Origin of the sequence: Pseudoalteromonas sp. Scap03, from assembly GCF_013393115.1 — a bacterium.
Classification (GTDB): Bacteria; Pseudomonadota; Gammaproteobacteria; order Enterobacterales; family Alteromonadaceae; genus Pseudoalteromonas.
The window spans coordinates 3,136,442-3,158,269 of sequence record NZ_VDEU01000001.1; the positions used below are offsets into that span (position 1 = coordinate 3,136,442).

Below are 21,828 nucleotides of genomic sequence, written 5' to 3' on the forward strand. Positions count from 1 at the left end.
TATTTAAAGATTACTCAAGTATATGGGGATAACCTAATTAAAGTTCAACAATTTTTGCCAACTCGATTAAATTAATTATAAAAAAAGGAGCCATTGGCTCCTTTTTTTTACAACTTGCTCAGAATTTAATCCGCCGCGGCTTGTTCTTGATTGCTGCTGTCATAAATCAAGATTGGGTCAGACTCACCTTTAATAACGGTTTCATCAACAACCACTTTACTTACGTTATCAATTGAAGGCAGCTCATACATAGTATCAAGCAATACACCTTCTACGATTGAACGCAGGCCACGTGCACCGGTTTTACGTTCCATTGCTTTGTGAGCAATAGCACGTAGTGCATCATCACGAAATTCAAGCTCAACGTCTTCCATCCCAAACAATACTGAAAATTGCTTAGTAATAGCGTTTTTAGGCTCGCTTAAAATTTGTACCAGTGCAGCTTCATCAAGTTCAGTCAATGTAGCAACAACAGGTAAACGGCCAATAAACTCTGGAATTAAACCATATTTCACTAAATCTTCTGGCTCAACATCTTTAAATGTTTCACTTAAAGAGCGGCTCGCTGCCGACTCTTTAACGTTAACGCCAAAACCAATGCCAGTATTTTTGTGGCTACGCTGTTCAATAACTTTATCAAGACCAGCAAATGCGCCACCACAAATAAACAGAATTTTAGAAGTGTCTACTTGCAGGAACTCTTGCTGTGGATGTTTACGTCCACCTTGTGGCGGAACAGAAGCAACGGTACCTTCAATCAATTTAAGTAAGGCTTGTTGTACACCTTCACCTGATACATCACGGGTGATTGATGGGTTATCTGATTTACGTGAAATTTTGTCAATTTCATCAATGTAAACAATACCACGTTGTGCTTTTTCTACGTCGTAGTCACATTTTTGTAAAAGCTTTTGAATGATGTTTTCAACATCTTCACCCACATAACCGGCTTCGGTCAACGTGGTGGCATCGGCCATTGTAAACGGCACATCTAGCAAACGTGCTAACGTTTCAGCTAGTAGTGTTTTACCACTCCCCGTTGGACCAATTAATAAAATATTACTTTTACCTAGTTCAACGTCTTGTTTAGTTGATTGGTTGCGTAAACGCTTATAGTGATTGTAAACCGCTACAGACAACACTTTTTTCGCATGCTCTTGGCCAATTACGTAGTCGTCTAAGTGGTTACGAATTTCTTTTGGCACAGGTAATTTGTCAGCGGCATCATGCTTAGGCGCGATGTCTTTAATTTCTTCCCTGATAATATCATTACACAGCTCTACACATTCATCACAAACGTATACTGAAGGTCCTGCAATTAATTTTCGAACTTCATGCTGGCTTTTGCCGCAAAAAGAGCAGTATAACAATTTATTACTTTTGTCGCCGTCTGTAGGAGTGTCAGACATTCAGCTACCTCATTTTATTACGTTGGCCACCAAAGTCTTGGTGGCTATTTTAATACGCTTTAACTATACCAAAATTTAGGCTTTTTCGCATAGTAACTCTCATTAGCAAGCATTACTGCTTGCAGGCATACTTACTTGCTACCGCGATTAGTAAATACTGAGTCAACAATACCGTAATCTACAGCTTGGCTTGCACTCATAAAGTTATCACGGTCTGTATCACGTGAAACAACATCAAGCGGTTGGCCAGTATGCTCAGCCATTAAGCGATTTAATTTGTCTTTAATAGACAAGATTTCTTTCGCGTGTATTTCAAAATCAGATGCTTGACCTTGGAATCCACCTAATGGTTGGTGAATCATTACACGTGAATTAGGTAAACAAAAACGTTTACCCTTAGCACCACCAGATAGTAAAAACGCACCCATGCTAGCCGCTTGGCCCACACAAATAGTACTTACATCAGGTTTAATGAAATTCATTGTATCGTAAATAGCCATTCCCGCAGTGACCGAGCCACCCGGTGAATTGATATATAAGAAAATATCTTTATCTGGGTTCTCTGATTCTAAGAAAAGCATTTGCGCTAAAATCAGATTTGCCATGTTGTCTTCAACTTGGCCCGTTAAAAAGATAATACGCTCTTTTAATAGTCTCGAATAAATATCAAACGAGCGCTCGCCTTTAGCTGTTTGCTCAACAACCATTGGTACTAATGCGTTTAGGGGATCTGTCATACCAGTGTTCATACTTATTTAATTCCTTATGCGCTTATACTTATTCTAAGAAAAGCATAATGATCATTTTTAGCTAATTAAGAACCACAAACTAAAATGGCCCGGGCACACTGCATAAACAGAGTAACACGAGCCATTTAATCGTTAGCGAGCGCTTAAGTCAATGACTTATTATGCACCTTGCTGTGGATTCATGATGTCATCAAATGCTTTTTCAACATCAGTCACAGTTGCTTTAGCTAAAATAGCTTCAACAGCTTGCTCTTCCATTGCTACATTACGCATTTGTTGCATTAGTTGATCATTTGCTTTGTAGTATTCTACCACTTCAGTTGGATCTTCGTATGCAGATGCTACAGTAGCGATAAGTGCTTCAACTTTAGCGTCATCAACTTTGATGTCGTTTGCTTTGATCACTTCGCCTAATAATAGGCCAGTTTTAACTCGTGTAACTGCTTGCTCATGGAACAATTCAGCTGGAAGCTCAGGCATATTTTGACCGTTACCACCAAAACGTTGAGCAGCTTGCTCACGTAAAGCGTCAACTTCTTGGTCGATTAATGCTTTAGGCACTTCAACTTCGTTTTGCTCTAAAAGACCTTTGATTGCTTGATCTTTTACGTTAGCTTTAACCGCTTGGTCTAGCTCACGTGTCATGTTCTTTTTAACTTCTTCTTTAAGCGCGTCTACGCCGCCTTCGGCAACACCGAATTTAGTTGCAAACTCATCGCTTAATTCAGGTAATTCTTGCGCTTCAACTTTTTTCACTGTGATAGTGAATTGAGCCGCTTTACCTTTTAAGTTTTCAGCGTGGTAATCTTCAGGGAAGTTTACGTCAGCAACAACTTCTTCGCCTGCTTTTTTGCCTACGATGTTGTCTTCAAAACCTGGGATCATACGACCTTGGCCAAGTTCTAATGGGAAATCTTCAGCTTTACCGCCTTCGAATTCTTCACCATCGATAGTACCAACGAAATCAACCGTTACACGGTCATTTGCGCCAGCAGCTCCATCAACGTCAGCCCAAGAAGCGTGTTGCTTACGAAGTGTCTCTAGCATGTTTGCTAAATCTTCGTCAGTTACTTCTACCGCTGGTTTTTCAACAGCAATTTTCTCTAAACCTTGAACTTCAACTTCAGGGTAAACTTCAAATGTTGCTGAGAATTCTAAATCTTTACCTGCTTCAAGTGCTTTTGGTGCAAATGTAGGTGCGCCAGCAGGGTTAATTTTTTCAGCAACAATTGCTTCAATGTAATTACGTTGCATTACTTCGCCAGCAACTTCTTGACGAACAGCTGGTCCGAAACGCTTGTTGATTACTGATACTGGTACTTTACCAGCACGGAAACCGTCGATACGCTGCGTTTTTGACAGTTGTTGTAAGCGTTTTTTTACTTCGGTCTCAACGTTCTCTGCAGGAACGGTGATGGTCAGACGGCGCTCAAGGCCTTGAGTCGTCTCAACAGAAACTTGCATGATTTACCTCAATATTCAATTTTGGCGACTTTTCGCCTTCATTACAAACAAAGTAATCTATAGGCGTCTTGATAAAATTCAAGCCTTAGAGCTTAAAAAAATCCGTCGCTACCAGGAGATACCATTGCTGCTCTGCCCTAGGGCACTATATTTTTAAACAAATAGACGCGGCATTATAACCTAATATTCATGATAGTCGAGTGTGGGGGGCAATTATTTGGGGTAGATCAGGGTAGATAACGACTAAGCGAATAAAAAACAGGCTAATTCAACTGTATAGAATGAATTGGAGCAAAAATAGAGTTATTTTAGATGAAATATAGAGATTTAGAATATAGAACTTAAGGGGAAATGGTCGGCGATGCAGGATTTGAACCTGCGACCCCTTGGACCCAAACCAAGTGCGCTACCAAACTGCGCTAATCGCCGATATAAATATTTTCTCGAATACTTAAACTTAGGATTTAAGACCACTTATAAGAAAGTGGTCGGCGATGCAGGATTTGAACCTGCGACCCCTTGGACCCAAACCAAGTGCGCTACCAAACTGCGCTAATCGCCGATATTCTTTTTTGTAAATTGGGGTGACTGATGGGGCTCGAACCCACGACAACCGGAATCACAATCCGGGGCTCTACCAACTGAGCTACAATCACCACGGCATTACAGTGTTTTCAAAATGGCGCACCCAGAAGGATTCGAACCTTCGACCGACGCCTTAGAAGGGCGTTGCTCTATCCAGCTGAGCTATGGGCGCATCGAAAACTTCATAGTTCACTAGTAAGTTAAATTGTTATGACTAAACATAAAAATGGTCGGCGATGCAGGATTTGAACCTGCGACCCCTTGGACCCAAACCAAGTGCGCTACCAAACTGCGCTAATCGCCGATACTTACTATTGTCTGCGAGTGACCTCGTTGACAACGGGGTGCATAATAGTGATTTGACCGTGTTAGGTCAAACGTTTTTTTAAGAAAACAAATCAATTGCTCATTTTTAGTTCATAATGGTCAAATATTACGATACAGGGATAAAATTTAAACTCTTTTTTAAATTCGGGGGCTTATAATTTAAAAGCAACTTGGCGCTCAACCGCTTTTCTGCGAAAATAGCCGCCATATTAAAAAATGAGTAAGGTAAAGGTCTTTTTCTTTATCGGCATTTTAACCCCTATATATGCATTCGTTTTTTAAATGTATCGGTATCAAGTTAATTAACCTAATTAAAGGTCACCCATGACGGCAAACATCATTGATGGTAAAGCAGTAGCAAAACAAGTACGTAGCGCAGTGGCTGAACGAGTTTCAGAACGTGTTACACAAAACCTTAGAGCCCCAGGATTAGCTGTGGTGCTTGTTGGACAAGACCCAGCAAGCCAAGTTTACGTTGGTTCAAAACGTAAAGCCTGTGAAGAAGTTGGTTTTATTTCTAAATCATTTGATTTGCCCGCAGACACAACAGAGCAAGCGCTATTAGCATTAATTGATGAATTGAATGTTGATGGCGAAGTTGACGGTATTTTAGTGCAACTTCCTTTACCTGCAGGCTTAGACGCAGAAAAAATTCTTGAGCGTATTACCCCGCATAAAGATGTTGATGGCTTTCACCCTTATAACATTGGTCGTTTAGCGCAGCGTATGCCTGCCCTTCGCCCATGTACGCCAAAGGGTATTATCACCTTATTAGATTCAACCGGCGTGCGTTACAAAGGCATGCACGCAGTGGTAGTGGGTGCCTCTAATATTGTGGGTCGCCCTATGTCACTTGAACTGTTGTTAGCTGGCTGTACGACTACTGTTTGTCATAAGTTCACACAAGATTTAGAAACCCATGTTCGCCGTGCTGACTTATTGGTTGTTGCTGTAGGCAAACCAGAGTTTATTCCGGGTGACTGGATAAAAGAAGGCGCGATTGTTATTGATGTGGGTATTAACCGTTTAGACAACGGTAAGTTAGTGGGTGACGTTGAATACGCTACTGCAGAACAAAAAGCTGACTTTATTACCCCTGTACCTGGCGGCGTAGGCCCGATGACAGTTGCTAGCTTAATTGAAAATACGTTAGAAGCGTGTGAGAAATATCACAGCTAATAAATAAAAATAAAGTAATCCAAAGCCCGCTTAATTGCGGGCTTTTTGTATCATCATTCTTCGTTTTATTAAGTCCAAGCCTTGTGGCAAAACCGAAAACACAATCATTAATAACATAATCGCGTACTGCCAATTTGCATACTGCTCGTTAATTAATATTCCTGCACATAAAATACCGGCAATTGGGTTGGCTATAGTGCCAAAAGTAAATTCAACAACTGACATTCGTCCTAATAACCAAACATATAGGATGTAAGCCAAAGCAGTATTAGGTACCACCAGCCAAAATAACGCCAGCCATTGCGTGATATTTATTGATGCAGTTAAAAATTGATACTGCTGTGGTGCAAAATAGAAAGCTTGAACCATAGCGGCAATTGCTAGCAAACTGCCACCAATGATTAGCTGCCACGTGAGTACCGTCCACCAGTGAACTTTAGCCGTTACTTTTTGTACCAGCGTACTGCCTATCACAATAGTTAATAACGCCCCTATCAGCGCCAAAATCCCCAAAACATTAAGTGCTACATGTTGTGGATCAAATAAGCGCCATGCTAAAACCACTAAAGCAAGCGCACAAATACCTTGCACTAGCGCTGGCTGTTGTCGCTTTACAAGCCATGCATATAATAATGCAACCACAGGGACAGATACCATACCCACGCCAGCAATAGCTGCTGGTAGGTTAATTGCCATTACAAAAATAAAACTAAAAAATAGCGCAATATTAATCGTGCCGATTAAAAAGATGCCAGGCCATTGCTTTTCTGTTGGCCAAGAGGGTTTAAATAACAACAATAATAAACCAGCAGGAAGTGCACGTATGGCCCCTAATAAGATTGGCGGCCACTCTGGGGTTGCGTATTTAGTTACCGCATAAGTCGTTCCCCATAAAAAAGCAGGGATCATGGCAAGTAAAATATTCATTAATTTTCCATTTTTAAATTGATGAATGCGAGTTTAAAACCTCAACCATAATTGAGGTCAACAATATCAATTTTATTAAAAGCATAATCAATTTAATGCAATTGATATAACAAAAAAGGGTTACCCAATGGCAACCCTTTTTTTGTGATCAGCGCGTTATGGCTAAATACGCAAAGGTTAAAAGTCCCTATGCTTTACGCCACGTTGTTTTTCCCGCTGAATCTTCAAGTATTACACCCAGTGCATTTAAAGCATCGCGAGCTTCATCAGCTGCAGCCCAATTTTTACTGGCACGTGCGTCATTACGTTTTACAATCAATGCCTCAATTTCAGCCACTTCATCATCGTTTTGACCGCCTTGTAAAAATGCTTCAGGTGCTTGTTGAGCAATACCAAGTATTTCACCTAAGCTGCGTAGAATAAAGGCTAAATGTCCTGCTTTTTCGCTATCACTTTCTTTTACTCGGTTTAGCTCTTTAGCAACTTCAAATACAACCGGTAATGCTTCTGGCGAATTAAAGTCATCATTCATAGCTTTTCTAAACTTAGCTACATACTCATTACCCTCAAGCTCACATTCAACTGGCTCAACACCACGTAATGCCGTGTAAATACGCTCAAGTGATGAACGTGCTTGGTCTAAGTTTTCTTGCGAGTAATTAAGTTGACTGCGGTAATGGCCAGAAATTAAAAAGTAACGAACCGACTCAGCATCGTATTGCTTTAATACTTCACGAACGGTAAAAAAGTTATCTAATGATTTAGACATCTTTTCTTTGTTCACTTGAACCATACCGGTATGGATCCAAGTATTAACGTATTGGCCGTTGTTAGCACAGCATGATTGCGCGATTTCGTTTTCGTGGTGCGGAAACTGTAGGTCTGAACCACCACCATGAATATCAAAGTGCTCACCTAGGTGCTTTGAACTCATCGCTGAACATTCTATGTGCCAACCAGGGCGACCCTCACCCCAAGGTGATGACCACGATGGCTCCCCTGCTTTAGCTTTTTTCCATAAAACAAAATCAAGAGGATCGTCTTTATCTTGTGCTACTTCCACACGTGAGCCCGATTGCAGCATGGTTAAATCTTGCTGTGAAAGTGCTCCGTATTGCTCAAAGGTTGATACATCAAATAAAACGTCGCCATCGGTTGCAACATAAGCATGGCCTTTGGCAATCAAACGCTCAACCATGGCAATAATTTCATCCATGTGACCTGTAACCGTTGGCTCTACATCAGGACGTAGCATATTTAAGCTGTCAAAGTCTTCATGCATGGCTTTAGTCATACGCACGGTTAAGTCGTTAATGGCTTCACCGTTCTCATTTGCGCGCTTGATAATTTTATCGTCTACATCGGTAATATTACGCACGTACTTTAAATCGTAACCTAAGTGACGAAGGTAGCGAACAATCACATCAAAACCCACAAATGTGCGTGCATGGCCAATGTGGCAGTAATCATAAATGGTGATACCACACACATACATGTCGATTTTTCCATCAACCATAGGTTTAAATTGTTCTTTTTGGCGTGTCAGTGTGTTGTATATTTGTACCATTTAGTTGCTTTCCTTCACGATTAACAGAAAAGCTATGTTACCACTTGCTAAGCATGGGCTCTAGCGGTTTATCAAAGCACTTTGTTAATCTGGGTCAACTACGATAAAATAGCGCCAATATTCAAACCAGCTATAGGAAATCTCATGGTTGTTCTACACACAAACTTTGGTGATATCACCATTAAAATGCACGAAAGCGAAGCTCCAAATACAGTAAAAAACTTTTTAGAGTATGCAAACTCAGGTTTTTATAACGGCACTATTTTTCATCGTGTAATTGATGGTTTTATGGTTCAAGGCGGTGGTTTTGCATCGGGTATGGAACAAAAAGAAGTAAACGACCCAATTGAAAATGAAGCTAACAACGGCCTATCTAACAAAGTAGGTACTTTAGCAATGGCGCGTACGCCTGATCCACACTCAGCTACAGCGCAATTTTTCATTAACGTGAATAACAACGACTTTTTAAACCACAGCAGCGAAACGTCGCAAGGCTGGGGTTACTGTGTGTTTGCTGAAGTAGTAGAGGGCATGGACGTAGTAAATAAAATCAAAGGTGTTGCTACAGGTAGCAATGGCTTTCACCAAGATGTACCACTTGAAGATGTGGTAATTGAAAGTGTAACTGTAAGCTAAAACCCCCTTTATTCTTCAAAGAATACATAAAGCGGGTATTCACCCGCTTTTATTTAACTGGAATCACCATGACTCGCCAAACCTACTTTATTGCAGATTTACATTTGAGTGAAAATCGCCCTGATATTACAGCGGCATTTTTTAAATTTTTACACTCCCATATTGTTCCTCAAAAAGTAGACGCCCTATATATTTTAGGTGATTTTTTTGAAGTCTGGGTTGGTGACGATTATGTAAGCGAACTATCAGCAGCAGTGGCCAAACAATTAAAAGCAGTTAATAACTCGGGCATACCTATTTATTTTGTACACGGTAATCGCGATTTTATCATGCGCACAAAATATGCAAACATGGCAGGAATGACTCTACTCGATGAGCAAACAGTGATCGACCTTTACGGCACACCCACGGTAATTTTACATGGTGATGAAATGTGTACTCAAGATATTGAATATCAAAAGTTTCGTCAAAAAAGTCGTGGTTGGTGGTGGCCCAAATTAATGCTTGCTATGCCATTATGGTATCGAAAAAAAATAGCCCGCGATGCGCGTGAAAAAAGTAAACTTAGCCAAGCAGACAAACCTATAGAAATACTGGATGTAGTGCAAAGCGCGGTACTCGAAACCTTTGCTAAGCATAACGTGGCTAATATGATCCACGGCCATACTCACCGCCCTAATGTACATACCTATGAAGTTAATAACCAAACCCTTACTCGTACAGTATTGGGCGATTGGTATACTCAAGGTTCGTATTTAGTGATTACTCCCGAGTCACAACAATTAATTTCAACGCCTTTATAACGTCCCTAGTAATTAATCGTAATCAGACTTTGCGGTTAACTCAGGCAAGGTAATAATAAATTGTGTTTTAAAATAGGCATCGCTTTGTGGTTCTGAATGAAGTTTGATGTCTCCTTTCAAAACTTGTGTTACCCATTGGTGCACCATATATAAACCTAAGCCCGTATTACCTTTACCTCGTGCGGTTGTATAAAAAGGCTCAAATATATCTGCTTTAGTCTCATTATTTACTCCTTTACCATTATCTGACACGCTAAGCCTTACGCTATTATTTGTCGCTTGCTCTACTTTTATTTCTATCACTCCCTCCTGCTTTTCATCAAAAGCGTGATTTAGCGCATTAATTACAAGGTTTTCGACCACCTGAGAAATAATCCCCGGCAAACTAATCACCTGTTTTTTGAGCAAGAAAATAGTTTTCACTTTTATCGGTGAATTTTTTAATCTGGAATTTAATGACAATAATAACTCTTGAATGATTTTTTCAATATCACATGCAATAAATTCATCGTTATGGCGATCAATGGCCATTTTTTTAAAACTTTTCACTAATACTGCGGTTTTATTTAAGTTAACTTTAGCTAGTGCTAGGTTCTCACCAATACTGGTTGTTGTTTCCTCTAACGTTGATTTAGTCAGCCCCTCCCTCATCGCCGCATTTAATTTAGCTAATGCCATATCTGCATTAGAAACAGAAATAACGGCTCCACCAATGGGTGTATTCATTTCATGAGCAACTCCTGCTACGAGCAATCCTAATGAGGATAGTTTTTGCGCTTCAATTAGTCCTTCTTGTAGCTGTTGTTGCTGCTTTATGGTGGCATCAAGCTCTCGGTTCACTATATCTAGTTCTATCTTTTCTATATGTAATTTATGCGAGAGGGTTAACAGCTTATTTTGAAACTTATACTCACGATAAATAAAGCCAAAACTAATTAAACACAGTAATCCACTACACAAAAACGCAAACTGTAAGGCTTTCACCTGTCCAGTTATTAGTAATTCATCAGGACTACTTATTAAAATAATTAACTCTTTATCGGTGTCACTAATTCTGCCTTTGTTCTCGCGCAGTGAAAAAATAGAAAAACGTCGGTAAGTATAGAGGTTATGGTCAAAAAAGTGCGAACCATACTCGACTTTGCCACCAATAATTTGCTGCCAGAGCCGAGGCTCTTGAATAGCAAGCGTTTGCTCATTTTTACCATACATAAACCCCCATTCTAAATCTTCATCACTATTTAATAACCAAAAACCATTATGATTCAAAATGCTTATATGGGTACTTTTTTGGCTATAGCTTTTGATCTGATTAAATAGATAATCTAAGTTAAAGTTAACCACCAATAGGCCATCTAATAGGTAATTTTCTTGATTGGTACGGTAGGTTACGCGGATTGATGGTTGATGAGGTTTTATGATTTTGTTGTGTTCAATGTTTAAATCTATTTCTGTAGCAAAAATGTCAGGCGCACTGATCTGCATCCCTTTTTGAAAGTAGTAACGGTTTTGCTTATTTTGCAAACCATCAGGCGATACAATTTCGCCAACACCATTCACTGCGTTAATGCGGTATTGCTCTTGCCCTTGCTTATCGAGCCAGCGAATTTGGGCTATGTTAGTAGAGATAGCCGCAAAATTTAAAAAATAATTATTTATTTCATCTCTGCTTCGCATTTGTTGCAAAGGCTTGTTTTGTGCATCGCTTTTTAAAACTGGGCCTTGAGCCAAAATACGAGTTAGCTTTTTAATGCTGCTGAGCTCTTTGGAGAAATCACTACTAATTAGTACTAACTTTTCATCTTGCTGAGCTTTAATGGTGTTTATTTTTTCTTGATATATTTGTTCGTATATAAGCCAACCAATAAAGAAGGTAATGAATAAACTGAATAGCAATTTAACTAGCACACTTTTTTTTGTACCAACAGGCAAACTATTAATGCTATTCATTATCAGTCACTTCATACTGCTTTAACCATCCGAACAGATCTTTTAGAGATAGAGGTTTAGAAAAATAATACCCTTGAGCTGTTTCGCAGCCTTGTTGCTGCAACCACTTGGCCTCAAACTCATTCTCAACACCTTCAGCAATCACCGAAAAGTTAAATTGCTTTGCCAAAGACAATATCATCTTAATCATGTATTGATTATTGTCATTAAACTCAAGGTCACTAACAAAATAGCGATCTATTTTTATCGACGTAGACGGTATTTCATTAATGTGAGCCAAAGACGAATACCCTGTACCAAAGTCATCAATGCTGACTTTCATGCCCAAAGAAATAAACCGCTCAAGCGCCTCTTTAATTAAGCTGTAATTACTAATAGCTTGTGTTTCGGTCACCTCAAGCTCAAGCATAGAAGGCAAAATACTGTATTCTTCAATTTTATTTTTTATCTGTTCAAAGTAGCTTGGCTCAACTAAATCATAAGAGGACGCATTAAATGCAACGGGTAAGTTACAGCCTTGCTCTTTAAGTTGATTAATAGCCTCTAGTATTTTCTCAAAAATCACATGGTCTAGTTCATTAATTAATCCGGCTGTTTCAGCTAATTCTATAAACTCGTCGGGGCGTACAAAGCTGCCATCGGCTCTTTGCCACCTAGCGAGCGCTTCAAAACCTGCTGGTTTCAAGGTTGATAAGCTGATTTTGGGTTGTAACACCACCTCTAAGCTTTTATTACCTATAGCCGTTCTGAGCTCAGCCATCAGCTCATATCGACGAGTTATCTGATCTGTTTTTTCCTCTGTATGCTGAATATATTTTGCATGGTTTGCCAACGTATAGTTGAGGCTAGACTCTGCTAAGCTAATCACTTTTTCAGGTGTTAAGTTTAAAGCAGCGCTTAACTTCAACTCCAGTATACGCACATCAATATATTGCTTCACCTGTTCAATTTCGAACTTTTGCTTATTTTGAAAGTAACTAATTGCATCTGAAATATCAAAGTCAACGCTAATTAGCATGCCAAAGGTTTTGTTACTAATTAGTGCTATGCGTGGTTCATATTTAGCAAAAGTATCAACTATATTTTGATGAACTAACTTCATTAATTTATTACAAAAGTCATTCCCGAAAGTAAATGCTTTTTCATCAAACTGATAAATGTCAAAAATGACTAATCGTGTTTTTAATCGCTCATGGGCATTCATGTTCTTTATTTCACGGGTTAACCAGTTCCTATTTGGTAAATTTAGTGATACATCGGTATAAGCAAGCTCTGTTAAACGATTTAATAACGAAATATTCGCAAATCCCGTGCTCACATTTTCGCTAAATACTTTTAGTAAATACTCATTTTGCTCATTAATTGGGTTGTCTGATTTTACGATCGTTATATAAGAAATATCTTGTTCTTGCGTTAAGGGAGTCTCGAAAAAAAATACGCTGTGGTGCTTTGAAAAAATATGACTACGCTGTTTAATCGCTTGTTTAAAATCTTGCAGCATTTCTGCAGGCAGGTTAGGTACAACAGGTTGCCCTTTAGTGCCACTAAAGCAACCATGGGTAGAGAGTATTAAGCATTCAGAGCTAGAGTTTGAATTACTCGAACAAAAAATACCGCCGCCTTCGGTTATTTTTAAAATATTACTAATTTCTTTAAGCACTGCATGAGAAAAAGAGGCCATATCATGCTTACCGTTAATACTTCTAGATGCATCTAGCACCAGCTGTAAACCTTGCTTTGCTGACCTAATTTGTGAAATATACTCCCATGTACGCATGTTACTATTAACAATTGATTGCAACTTTTCTGCTGTAATATCTGATTTATTCCAGTATTCATCGATATCAAGGACTTTCATGATATCACTCTCTGGAGCAAAACCAGGTTGACCTGTTAATAGCACAATACGCATTTCTGCGTTACCTATAACCTCTCGAATAGTATTTACTAAACGCAAGCCTGAGTCATCCTCCTCCATTACTACATCTATAAAAATAAGTGCAATATCAGGATGCATACTCAACGCCAAAGCAGCCTCAGGCACAGAATTTGCTGTTAACAGCTCGTATTTATAACCATCCTTTGCTTTTAATTCTCTCAAGCTATTAACTAACGCGTTTTGATAATCAAGGTCATCCTCAACGGTTAATATCTTCCATGCTTTTAGCTCTGTATCTGCTTTTTCTTCTTCAGCAGCAAATACAAACAATCCCTCTTTATCTTGCATATCTTCTCACCCAATAATAAATAAGGTATGACCTTGTTATTAAAATGAATTACAAAGCAATAAGTTAAATAATTTAAATAGTTATTCTAATATTAGGTGAGGGTATTGGATGTGTCTAATTTAAAAAGAATTTAATTAAAATTAGCTGCTACAACAGTTTGTTGTTTAACTAGTTAGTAGCAGCTTTATGTGTAAATTATGCAGGTTGTTGGCAAGCAGTAATAGGTACGCCGCTATGAAATTTGAAGTCTTCATCGTCCGATGTAATTAGCTGCGCTTCTATTTCAGCAAATTCTTTTACCCGCTCGGTAATATCAAAATCAGCAATTTCTTGAGCAAGGGTTAAGTAATCTTGATAATGGCGAGCCTCTGAGCGTAACAATGAAATATAAAAGTCCCCTAAGCGTTTATCTACATGCGGGGCAAGCGCAGCAAAACGTTCACATGAGCGCGCTTCTATGTACGCACCTACAATAAGTTTATCAACTAAGGCATTGGGCTCAAACGTTTTAACATTACGTAACATGCCTTTGGCGTAACGACACGGCGTAATGCTTTTATACTCAACGCCATATTCATCCATAATTTCCAGCACCTGATAAAAATGATGTAGTTCTTCTTTTATTAGCATGACCATTTTATCAATTAAGTCTTGTCCATAAGGTGAGTTAGATTTAGGAATAATAGATTTAGTGAGTTTATTTTTAGCCGCTAAATCACGCCAATTCCCCTCACGTTTATAAATAAGCGTTTCAAACGGTTTTAGCCATTCAAGCAGTGCATCACTGCTGTCTTTATCTACTGCATACTTACGAATTAAAAACATCGCACTTTGCGCCGCTTTTAGCTCACAAATTAAATGATCAATTAATATGATGGATAAATTTTCTTTTTTGGTCGCCTGTTCAACCCACTCATCAGGGGTACGGCATAATAAAAAGTTGTTAATTGGCTCTAAAAGCTGACTATGTGGCACGCTGACTACTCATTGCTAAAAATTGCGATTACGCATTTTAACACGAAATAATGTTCTGAATAAAATAAACACACGCAGCTCTTACAGGCATGTGGATAACTTGACTTTGCTTAGTTACTGAACCATAACTAAATGGACTGTATAAAAACAAACCAACTATAACCAAACAGTAACTTATCCTTTATGGAGAGCACGCAATGATACTAAATCACCTATGGGGCTTATACGCCCACCCACTCGAAGAGTGGCAAACAATTGATAACCGTCACGAAAGCTTAACTTACAGCTTATCGCACATTTTGCTTATCGCTTTATTTCCCTCCGTAATGGGGTACTACTCATCGGTTTACTTAGGCTGGAGTATAGGCACAGGTAACCCCGTTTTTTTAACCCATGAAAGCGCACTGATGATTGGCGCAGCCATGTATGTTGCTTTAATTGGCGGTGTATTTGCACTGGCCTATTTAGCGCATTGGATGGCGGTTACTTTCGGTGCTAAACCGACCTTTACCCAAACTATCGAGCTGGCAGCGTATACCGCTACACCGGTGTTTATGTCAGCATTGGCTGCTTTTTGGCCTGAGTTATGGTTTGTGGTGTGTGTTGGATTAGTGGCGCTCGCCTACTCAGTTTATTTACTGTATACCGGCGTCCCTATTTTAATGCACATTCCGCAGGAGCGCGGCTTTATTTATGCAAGCTCTGTTGTAACCTGTGGACTCATTTTGCTGGTTATCATTTTAGCACTTACCGCCATGCTATGGACCAACGGTATAATCAGCCCTATGTTTACATAAAAAATTAGTTTTTGAAAAACAAAAAAGGAGCGATTAAGCTCCTTTTTTATTTACAGTTAATATAACTATTAGACTGTAACTACACTATTAATCAGATTCGTTTTCATCTTGGTTATGTATTTCTAAACCAGACGACATCGCGTTTTCGCGGGTGCTTTTAGCAGAATCGTTACGTAGCTTATCAATACGATTTAGGTAGTCTTGATCAACGTCGCCAGTAATGTATTGTCCATCAAACACTGACGTTTCAAACTTAGTGATTTCAGGGTTTTCTTGGCTAACTGCTGCAATTAAATCGCTTAATGATTGAAAAATTAAACCATCAGAGCTAATGCTTTGGTTAATATCTTCAACTTCACGGCCGTGTGCAATGAGTTCAGCCGCCGATGGCATATCTATACCGTATACATTTGGAAAGCGTATTTCCGGTGCCGCTGACGCAAAGTAAACATTTTTAGCACCAGACTCGCGTGCCATCTCAACTATTTGTGCTGAGGTAGTACCACGTACAATTGAATCATCAACAAGTAGGACATTTTTACCTTTAAACTCACGGTCAATTGCATTGAGTTTTTGACGTACCGATTTTTTACGTAGCTCTTGGCCTGGCATAATAAACGTACGGCCAATATAGCGGTTTTTAACAAAGCCTTGGCGGTAAGGTAAGTCAAGCACGCGTGCCATTTCTAAAGCGATATCACACGAAGTCTCTGGGATAGGAATAACGACATCAATGTCTTTATCAGCCCACTCACGTGCTACTTTCTCGCCTAGTTTAGTCCCCATATTTACACGTGCAGCATAAACCGACATACGATCAATGGTTGAATCCGGGCGCGCAAAGTAAACAAATTCAAAAATACACGGTGAGTAAGACACTTTATCTGCACAGGCAAAAGAATGAAACTCGCCTTTTTCCGTCACATAAATAGCTTCGCCTGGGGCAACATCACGGATAAACTCAAAACCATCTGGCTTTAACGCTACACTTTCTGAGGCAAACATATATTCAGTACCCGCAGCAGATTCACGTTTACCAAATACAAGAGGACGAATACCATTTGGATCGCGAAACGCCACAATACCATGGCCAATAATCATGGCAATAGTGGCATAACCACCCGTCACTTTATTGTTAACTTCAGTAACCGCGGTAAAAATATCTTCAGGGTCTAATTTTAGTTTGTCTGACTTACTTAGCTCATGTGCCATGATGTTAAGTAAAATCTCAGAATCAGAGGTGGTATTAACATGGCGACGTGCCTCTGAAAATAACTGCTCTTTTAACGACTCTGCATTGGTTAAATTACCATTATGGGCAAGTGCTATACCAAAAGGAGAGTTCACGTAAAACGGCTGAGCCTCTGACGAGCTTGAAGAGCCCGCCGTTGGGTAGCGCACATGGCCAATGCCAATGTTGCCTTGCAAACGTTTCATATGACGAGTGTGAAACACATCTTTCACTAGGCCATTTGCTTTGCGCAAGCTAAATGTATTGTTCTCAATAGTTATGATACCCGCAGCATCTTGGCCACGGTGTTGCAAAACGGTTAAGCCATCATAAATCGCCTGATTAACTGGCGATGTTCCGACTATTCCAACGATACCACACATGTAATTTATCCTCGCCGATTAACGGTTTACTGAATTTAAAAAGCTCGAGTTGTTTTCTAGGTACGAAAAGAACCATTCAACTACAAAGCCAAATTCTGGAATCAAAATGGAGTTGCCCCACCAATGCGTATTAGGCGCACCAGTAAAAGCATCAAGAAAGAAGAGTAACGCGCTCACGACCAACACGCCTCGAAGAGCACCAAACACCAGACCAAAAACACGGTCTGTGCCGGATAATCCGGTTCGCTGTACAAGCTCACCTAAAATATAGTTTAGTAAACCGCCTAACAATAGCGTCGCAAAGAATAATATGGCAATGGCCGCCGCATTTCTTAAAAGGGGTTCAGAAATGGATGTTAGGAAGGAAGCTAAATATTGATAAAATAAGCTGGAGATGATGAAAGCCCCTGCCCATACCGCTAATGACATAGCTTCTTTAACAAAGCCGCGTATTAAACCGATGATGGTAGAGAGTGCAATAATGCCAAGAATGGCGTAATCAACCCAGATCATAAGAACCAAATAGTCGCTAATTTTGGGCGCATTCTATACCTAAACCTCCTCGTGATGCAAGTTTAAGCGTGAGATTGCAGATGAGTAAAAACATGCAGTTTTTAGATAAAAAATAGCGTGAAATATGTAGGCTAGAAGTGAGGATAGTTCAGGGAATAGATAAATGTGTAATATCAGCTGATAAACACATTTACCTATTAATGACTAAGTTATTTTGCCACTTCAAATTGAGTAACTTTACCGTTTAGTTTAGTTAGTTCTTTCAGTGCGGGAAGTTGGGACTGCAGCTCATTTTTACTTAATGACGGCCCTACAAATACTTTAGTTAACGTACCATTTGGCGTTTTAATTGGCCTAGTAAAGCTTTTAAAACCTTTCGTTTTTAGCTTTGCCTGCAACGCTTTTACATTTGCCGCATGAGAAAAACTACCAAGCTGAATGACATACGCCATACTTGTTAGGTTTTCATCAGTATTACGCATAGCATCATCTTGCCCGGTAGTGACTGTGCCTTGTTTTGTATCGGCTATAACTGCTTCAACCATTGCTGGCTGTGCAGTAACGTCAGTTTTAGCAGAGCTGTTTTGTTGCTCAAATGCAGCATCATCAGGCTGAATATTTTCAATTTCATCCTCTTTTAATGGTTCTGCATTTGCCACTTGCTGATCAATTGATTCTTGTAAATCAATGGTCTTGAACTCAGAGCGTTCTGGAATCGCTTTAAAGCCTTCTTTATAGTGCACTTTTTCACCATCGAGTATATTGGGAATAAACACAATTGCTGCGATCACCACAATACTTGTTCCGACTAAGCGATTAATAAAACCTGAGTTCACCGACATCCTCTCTATTTTTTAAAGTAATGAATAGCGCCAGCCACGGTAAAAAATGAGCCAAATACAATCAAAAGTGTATTACTTGGCTGGCTTGGCAAAATAGCATCCAATGCTACCTCTACGTTGCTATAACCCTGTTTAAAATGACTATTGGGTATACTTGAAAGCGCCTGTTGAAGATGAGCTGCACTATCCCCTCGCGGGACATCTAAGCTAGCCAACGACCATTCATCTACCACATCAGCCACTTCTTTAAGCACACCGACTTTATCTTTATCAGCAAGCATAGCGGCTAATGCATGAATTTTAAAGCCTTTATCTTTATAGCTTGCTAACTTAGTTGCTAAATAACGTGCCGATTCAGGGTTATGTGCCACATCGGTGTACACTAATGGCGACTCACTTAATTGTTGAAAGCGCCCTTCTACCACTAAGTTAGCTATGCACTGAGTTATCACTTCATCACTTGGTAATAAATCTAGCACCGACAAGGTCGTTAACGCAGTGGCCACATTTTGACACGGGATGGCCGGTTTAGGTAACTCGAGTTTATGTGCTTTAAATTGCCAACTAAAACTCTGCGCATACTCTTTAAAAATAAAGTCGCTACCCGATAGCACCATATTAGCGTTAATTTCTTTGCCATAATCGGTCATTGTATACGGAATATTTAAATCCCCAATAATTGCCGGAGTACTCTCTCTAAAAATTCCCGCCTTGTCATAAGCCACTAGCTCACGGGTATCACCTAAATATTCTTTATGATCTAAATCGATGGTGGTGATCACACTGGCAAATGGGGTAACAATATTAGTCGCGTCAAAACGCCCGCCCAAACCGACCTCTAACAACACGTAGTCAACTTCTAAGCGTTTAAATATTGCCAACGCGCCTAAGGTGCCATATTCAAAATAGGTTAATGGTGTGTCACCACGTCCTTGCTCTAGTAAATTAAACGCATCGACATGGTATTGATCGTCAAGCTCTGCGCCATTAACACGTACACGTTCATTGTAGCGAACTAAATGAGGTGAAGCATAGGTGCCAACACAATAACCCTGGGCTAATAATAATGACTCTAAACAACGTGCCGTTGTTCCTTTGCCATTGGTGCCTGCAATAAGAATGATTTTACTTGAGGAAGTTAAAAGCTCTATGTTGTTAGCAACACGAGCAACGCGCTCTAAACCCATTTCTATATTAGCAGGGTGAACACTCTCTAAATAACAAAGCCAATCATCAAGGCTTGATGATTGGCTAGGAATTGTTTTTGTCATAGCATGTAATCAGTAAAGCTGAAATTTACGCTACTCTATGCTCTTGTTCCGTAGAAGGCAAGTTCATAAATTTTGCTAAGATACGTGCTAGCGTATCGCGCATTTCTCGACGGTCAATAATCATGTCAATTGCACCGTGCTCTAATAAAAACTCACTGCGTTGGAAACCCTCTGGCAGTGTTTCACGCACAGTTTGTTCAATAACACGCGGACCGGCAAAACCAATCAAAGCTTTAGGCTCTGCAACATTAATATCACCAAGCATTGCCAATGATGCTGATACACCACCCATTGTTGGATCAGTCATTACCGAGATGAACGGTAGGCCTTTTTCGGTCATTTTAGCAAGTGCGGCACTGGTTTTAGCCATTTGCATAAGTGACATTAGCGCCTCTTGCATACGCGCGCCGCCCGATGCAGAAAAACAAATCAGCGGCATATTATGCTCTAAACATTGGTCAACCGCATCAACAAAGCGAGCACCTACAACCGATGCCATTGAGCCACCCATAAATGAGAATTCAAATGCAACTGCAGCAACCGGAATACCTTTTAGGTTTCCTTTCATTGCAACCAGTGCGTCTTTTTCACCGCTTGACTTTTGAGCTGCATTAATACGATCTGAGTATTTTTTAGAGTCTCTAAATTTAAGCACATCTTTGGGTTCGTGTTGAGCGCCTAATTCATGACGGTCACCGTCATCTAAAAATTGTTCAAGACGCTTACGACCACTAACACGCATATGATGGTCGCACTTAGGGCATACATTTAGTGATTTTTCTAATTCTGCTTTATATAAAATTGAATCACATGACGTACATTTAGCCCATACACCTTCTGGAATTTCTTTACGACCTGAAGATTTAGTCGTTTTTGGTAAGATTTTTTCTAGCCAACTCATTTGCAACTCTCTTAATGCTGTTCTGTGTCGCGAGTCTACATGTTAACCATGCAAACAAATTTTTCCAATTAAAACATGAATTACGCTATCACGGTATAAAAAACTGGTCTTAGTAGTTAGCCCTACGAATAATAGCGTATAAAAATAACCACCTGATTACCTTTTAAATATCGGTATCGGCTAAAAACAATGGCCCCAACGGCGTTCTAGGAATATTAAAGTGTTCTGGGTAATCAACATCTACTAAATATAAACCCGCCGCTTTTGCTGTGGCGCTCGCTTTGGCACGCTCTTTAAGATCTAGCAACTCTTTTAACCAAATTGGTTCATGTTTATGTAAACCGATATCCATTAAACACCCGGTAATATTACGTACCATATGATGCAAAAACGCATTGGCTTTAATGTCAATAATGACATAAGCACCTTGGCGCTGTACCGATAAATGATGAATCGTTCGCGTTGCCGTATTAGCTTGGCAGTGAAGCGCTCTAAACGAGGTGAAATCGTGCTCACCTAATAAATATTGGCAAGCCTGCTGCATTTTCACTTCATCTAAAGGATGATGAAAATGGGTAACACCTTCATTTAATACCGCACCACGAAACGCATAATTATAAATCACATAACGATAACGACGAGCAGTTGCACTAAAGCGAGCATGAAAGTCTTCAACCACAGGCTGGGCAAAACGAATAGCAATGTCTTTTGGTAATAAGGTATTCATGCCTAATGTAAAGGCCACCATTTCACGATCAGCATGGGTATCAAAATGCACAACTTGACCAGTGCCATGCACGCCGGCATCGGTGCGCCCTGCACATACAATTTCAACCGGATGATTACAAATGCGCGACAACGCTTTTTCTACTTCTTGTTGTACGCTATTTACATGAGATTGACGCTGCCAACCACTGTAACGCGCGCCGTTGTATTCTACTCCAAGTGCTACTCGCATAATTACTGCTTTACCTACTGTGCTAATCGACGCTGCATTTTATGCTATATGGCGTTCCAATAAAAGCAGCGAACTAAGGTTCCTAACTATGCGATACAAAAAACCCGTTATTAGTGTTAACCAATAACGGGTT

General features: G+C 39.8%; 18 protein-coding genes and 5 tRNA genes. 4 read left to right on the forward strand and 19 right to left on the reverse strand.

Annotated features, from left to right (window positions below):
* Positions 1-125: 125 nt before the first annotated feature.
* The 8 genes from clpX to FHG08_RS14455 all read right to left on the reverse strand — a co-directional run bounded on the left by clpX (position 126) and on the right by FHG08_RS14455 (position 4,511).
* Positions 126-1,409: an ATP-dependent protease ATP-binding subunit ClpX gene (gene clpX / locus FHG08_RS14420; protein WP_010388064.1), complete on the reverse strand. Its 1,284-nt coding sequence runs from the start codon at positions 1,407-1,409 to the stop codon at positions 126-128.
* 131 nt (positions 1,410-1,540) lie between these two features.
* Complete coding sequence (gene clpP / locus FHG08_RS14425; RefSeq protein WP_008111041.1) at positions 1,541-2,158, reverse strand: ATP-dependent Clp endopeptidase proteolytic subunit ClpP; 618 nt, start codon at positions 2,156-2,158, stop codon at positions 1,541-1,543.
* Positions 2,159-2,317: 159 nt separating this feature from the next.
* The gene (tig, locus tag FHG08_RS14430; protein WP_178956362.1) at positions 2,318-3,622 is read right to left on the reverse strand and encodes a trigger factor; all 1,305 of its coding nucleotides are present in this window, start codon (positions 3,620-3,622) and stop codon (positions 2,318-2,320) included.
* Between the two features lie 352 nt (positions 3,623-3,974).
* Positions 3,975-4,051: transfer RNA gene (locus tag FHG08_RS14435), tRNA-Pro, on the reverse strand.
* A 56-nt stretch (positions 4,052-4,107) separates the two neighbouring features.
* A tRNA-Pro gene (locus FHG08_RS14440) sits at positions 4,108-4,184 on the reverse strand.
* Between the two features lie 18 nt (positions 4,185-4,202).
* Positions 4,203-4,278 (reverse strand) — tRNA-His (locus FHG08_RS14445).
* A 24-nt stretch (positions 4,279-4,302) separates the two neighbouring features.
* A tRNA-Arg gene (locus FHG08_RS14450) sits at positions 4,303-4,379 on the reverse strand.
* A 55-nt stretch (positions 4,380-4,434) separates the two neighbouring features.
* Positions 4,435-4,511 (reverse strand) — tRNA-Pro (locus FHG08_RS14455).
* 347 nt (positions 4,512-4,858) lie between these two features.
* On the opposite strand from FHG08_RS14455, the gene folD reads away from it, so the two are divergent.
* Complete coding sequence (gene folD, locus FHG08_RS14460; RefSeq protein ID WP_178956363.1) at positions 4,859-5,713, forward strand: bifunctional methylenetetrahydrofolate dehydrogenase/methenyltetrahydrofolate cyclohydrolase FolD; 855 nt, start codon at positions 4,859-4,861, stop codon at positions 5,711-5,713.
* Between the two features lie 30 nt (positions 5,714-5,743).
* Here folD and FHG08_RS14465 read toward each other — a convergent pair whose 3' ends face one another.
* Together FHG08_RS14465 and cysS are read right to left on the reverse strand one after the other, a co-directional pair.
* The gene (locus FHG08_RS14465) at positions 5,744-6,640 is read right to left on the reverse strand and encodes an EamA family transporter (protein ID WP_178956364.1); all 897 of its coding nucleotides are present in this window, start codon (positions 6,638-6,640) and stop codon (positions 5,744-5,746) included.
* Between the two features lie 187 nt (positions 6,641-6,827).
* Positions 6,828-8,207 carry a cysteine--tRNA ligase gene (cysS, locus tag FHG08_RS14470; protein WP_178956365.1) on the reverse strand — a complete coding sequence of 460 codons (1,380 nt, stop codon included), beginning with the start codon at positions 8,205-8,207 and terminating at the stop codon, positions 6,828-6,830.
* A gap of 144 nt (positions 8,208-8,351) precedes the next feature.
* Here cysS and FHG08_RS14475 point away from each other — a divergent pair, with 144 nt between their 5' ends.
* Together FHG08_RS14475 and FHG08_RS14480 are read left to right on the forward strand one after the other, a co-directional pair.
* Positions 8,352-8,843 carry a peptidylprolyl isomerase gene (locus FHG08_RS14475; RefSeq protein ID WP_008111051.1) on the forward strand — a complete coding sequence of 164 codons (492 nt, stop codon included), beginning with the start codon at positions 8,352-8,354 and terminating at the stop codon, positions 8,841-8,843.
* A 68-nt stretch (positions 8,844-8,911) separates the two neighbouring features.
* Positions 8,912-9,646 (forward strand): UDP-2,3-diacylglucosamine diphosphatase, encoded by a 735-nt coding sequence (locus tag FHG08_RS14480; protein WP_178956366.1) that lies wholly within the window; start codon positions 8,912-8,914, stop codon positions 9,644-9,646.
* A 12-nt stretch (positions 9,647-9,658) separates the two neighbouring features.
* Here the strand turns inward: FHG08_RS14480 and FHG08_RS14485 are convergent, their stop codons facing one another.
* From FHG08_RS14485 to miaE, 3 genes are all read right to left on the reverse strand, one after another.
* Positions 9,659-11,596: an ATP-binding protein gene (locus tag FHG08_RS14485; protein ID WP_178956367.1), complete on the reverse strand. Its 1,938-nt coding sequence runs from the start codon at positions 11,594-11,596 to the stop codon at positions 9,659-9,661.
* On the reverse strand, positions 11,589-13,823 hold the full coding sequence (locus FHG08_RS14490) for an EAL domain-containing protein (protein ID WP_178956368.1): 2,235 nt from the start codon (positions 13,821-13,823) through the stop codon (positions 11,589-11,591). Before FHG08_RS14490 ends, FHG08_RS14485 begins: the two co-directional genes overlap by 8 nt.
* 196 nt (positions 13,824-14,019) lie before the next feature.
* The gene (miaE, locus tag FHG08_RS14495) at positions 14,020-14,799 is read right to left on the reverse strand and encodes a tRNA isopentenyl-2-thiomethyl-A-37 hydroxylase MiaE (RefSeq protein WP_178956369.1); all 780 of its coding nucleotides are present in this window, start codon (positions 14,797-14,799) and stop codon (positions 14,020-14,022) included.
* A 197-nt stretch (positions 14,800-14,996) separates the two neighbouring features.
* On the opposite strand from miaE, the gene FHG08_RS14500 reads away from it, so the two are divergent.
* The gene (locus FHG08_RS14500) at positions 14,997-15,596 is read left to right on the forward strand and encodes a Yip1 family protein (protein ID WP_033103997.1); all 600 of its coding nucleotides are present in this window, start codon (positions 14,997-14,999) and stop codon (positions 15,594-15,596) included.
* 87 nt (positions 15,597-15,683) lie between these two features.
* Here FHG08_RS14500 and purF read toward each other — a convergent pair whose 3' ends face one another.
* From purF to truA, 6 genes are all read right to left on the reverse strand, one after another.
* On the reverse strand, positions 15,684-17,210 hold the full coding sequence (gene purF / locus FHG08_RS14505; protein WP_138605386.1) for an amidophosphoribosyltransferase: 1,527 nt from the start codon (positions 17,208-17,210) through the stop codon (positions 15,684-15,686).
* Between the two features lie 18 nt (positions 17,211-17,228).
* Positions 17,229-17,723: a CvpA family protein gene (locus tag FHG08_RS14510; protein WP_076919200.1), complete on the reverse strand. Its 495-nt coding sequence runs from the start codon at positions 17,721-17,723 to the stop codon at positions 17,229-17,231.
* Between the two features lie 209 nt (positions 17,724-17,932).
* Complete coding sequence (locus FHG08_RS14515; protein WP_178956370.1) at positions 17,933-18,559, reverse strand: SPOR domain-containing protein; 627 nt, start codon at positions 18,557-18,559, stop codon at positions 17,933-17,935.
* Positions 18,560-18,570: 11 nt separating this feature from the next.
* On the reverse strand, positions 18,571-19,836 hold the full coding sequence (folC, locus tag FHG08_RS14520) for a bifunctional tetrahydrofolate synthase/dihydrofolate synthase (RefSeq protein ID WP_178956371.1): 1,266 nt from the start codon (positions 19,834-19,836) through the stop codon (positions 18,571-18,573).
* 25 nt (positions 19,837-19,861) lie between these two features.
* Positions 19,862-20,737, reverse strand: a complete 876-nt coding sequence (gene accD / locus FHG08_RS14525) for an acetyl-CoA carboxylase, carboxyltransferase subunit beta (RefSeq protein WP_008111068.1) — start codon at positions 20,735-20,737, stop codon at positions 19,862-19,864.
* 163 nt (positions 20,738-20,900) lie between these two features.
* A complete protein-coding gene (truA, locus tag FHG08_RS14530; protein WP_178956372.1) occupies positions 20,901-21,695 on the reverse strand; it encodes a tRNA pseudouridine(38-40) synthase TruA in 795 nt (264 codons plus the stop codon).
* Between the last annotated feature and the right edge of the window lie 133 nt (positions 21,696-21,828).

Excerpts from the sequence above, each read along its gene's own strand:
- clpX (WP_010388064.1), bottom strand. The coding sequence starts at position 1,409 with ATGTCTGACACTCCTACAGACGGCGACAAAAGTAATAAATTGTTATAC.
- clpP (WP_008111041.1), bottom strand. The coding sequence starts at position 2,158 with ATGAACACTGGTATGACAGATCCCCTAAACGCATTAGTACCAATGGTT.
- tig (WP_178956362.1), bottom strand. The coding sequence starts at position 3,622 with ATGCAAGTTTCTGTTGAGACGACTCAAGGCCTTGAGCGCCGTCTGACC.
- folD (WP_178956363.1), top strand. The coding sequence starts at position 4,859 with ATGACGGCAAACATCATTGATGGTAAAGCAGTAGCAAAACAAGTACGT.
- FHG08_RS14465 (WP_178956364.1), bottom strand. The coding sequence starts at position 6,640 with ATGAATATTTTACTTGCCATGATCCCTGCTTTTTTATGGGGAACGACT.
- cysS (WP_178956365.1), bottom strand. The coding sequence starts at position 8,207 with ATGGTACAAATATACAACACACTGACACGCCAAAAAGAACAATTTAAA.
- FHG08_RS14475 (WP_008111051.1), top strand. The coding sequence starts at position 8,352 with ATGGTTGTTCTACACACAAACTTTGGTGATATCACCATTAAAATGCAC.
- FHG08_RS14480 (WP_178956366.1), top strand. The coding sequence starts at position 8,912 with ATGACTCGCCAAACCTACTTTATTGCAGATTTACATTTGAGTGAAAAT.
- FHG08_RS14485 (WP_178956367.1), bottom strand. The coding sequence starts at position 11,596 with ATGAATAGCATTAATAGTTTGCCTGTTGGTACAAAAAAAAGTGTGCTA.
- FHG08_RS14490 (WP_178956368.1), bottom strand. The coding sequence starts at position 13,823 with ATGCAAGATAAAGAGGGATTGTTTGTATTTGCTGCTGAAGAAGAAAAA.
- FHG08_RS14500 (WP_033103997.1), top strand. The coding sequence starts at position 14,997 with ATGATACTAAATCACCTATGGGGCTTATACGCCCACCCACTCGAAGAG.
- purF (WP_138605386.1), bottom strand. The coding sequence starts at position 17,210 with ATGTGTGGTATCGTTGGAATAGTCGGAACATCGCCAGTTAATCAGGCG.
- FHG08_RS14510 (WP_076919200.1), bottom strand. The coding sequence starts at position 17,723 with ATGATCTGGGTTGATTACGCCATTCTTGGCATTATTGCACTCTCTACC.
- folC (WP_178956371.1), bottom strand. The coding sequence starts at position 19,836 with ATGACAAAAACAATTCCTAGCCAATCATCAAGCCTTGATGATTGGCTT.
- accD (WP_008111068.1), bottom strand. The coding sequence starts at position 20,737 with ATGAGTTGGCTAGAAAAAATCTTACCAAAAACGACTAAATCTTCAGGT.
- truA (WP_178956372.1), bottom strand. The coding sequence starts at position 21,695 with ATGCGAGTAGCACTTGGAGTAGAATACAACGGCGCGCGTTACAGTGGT.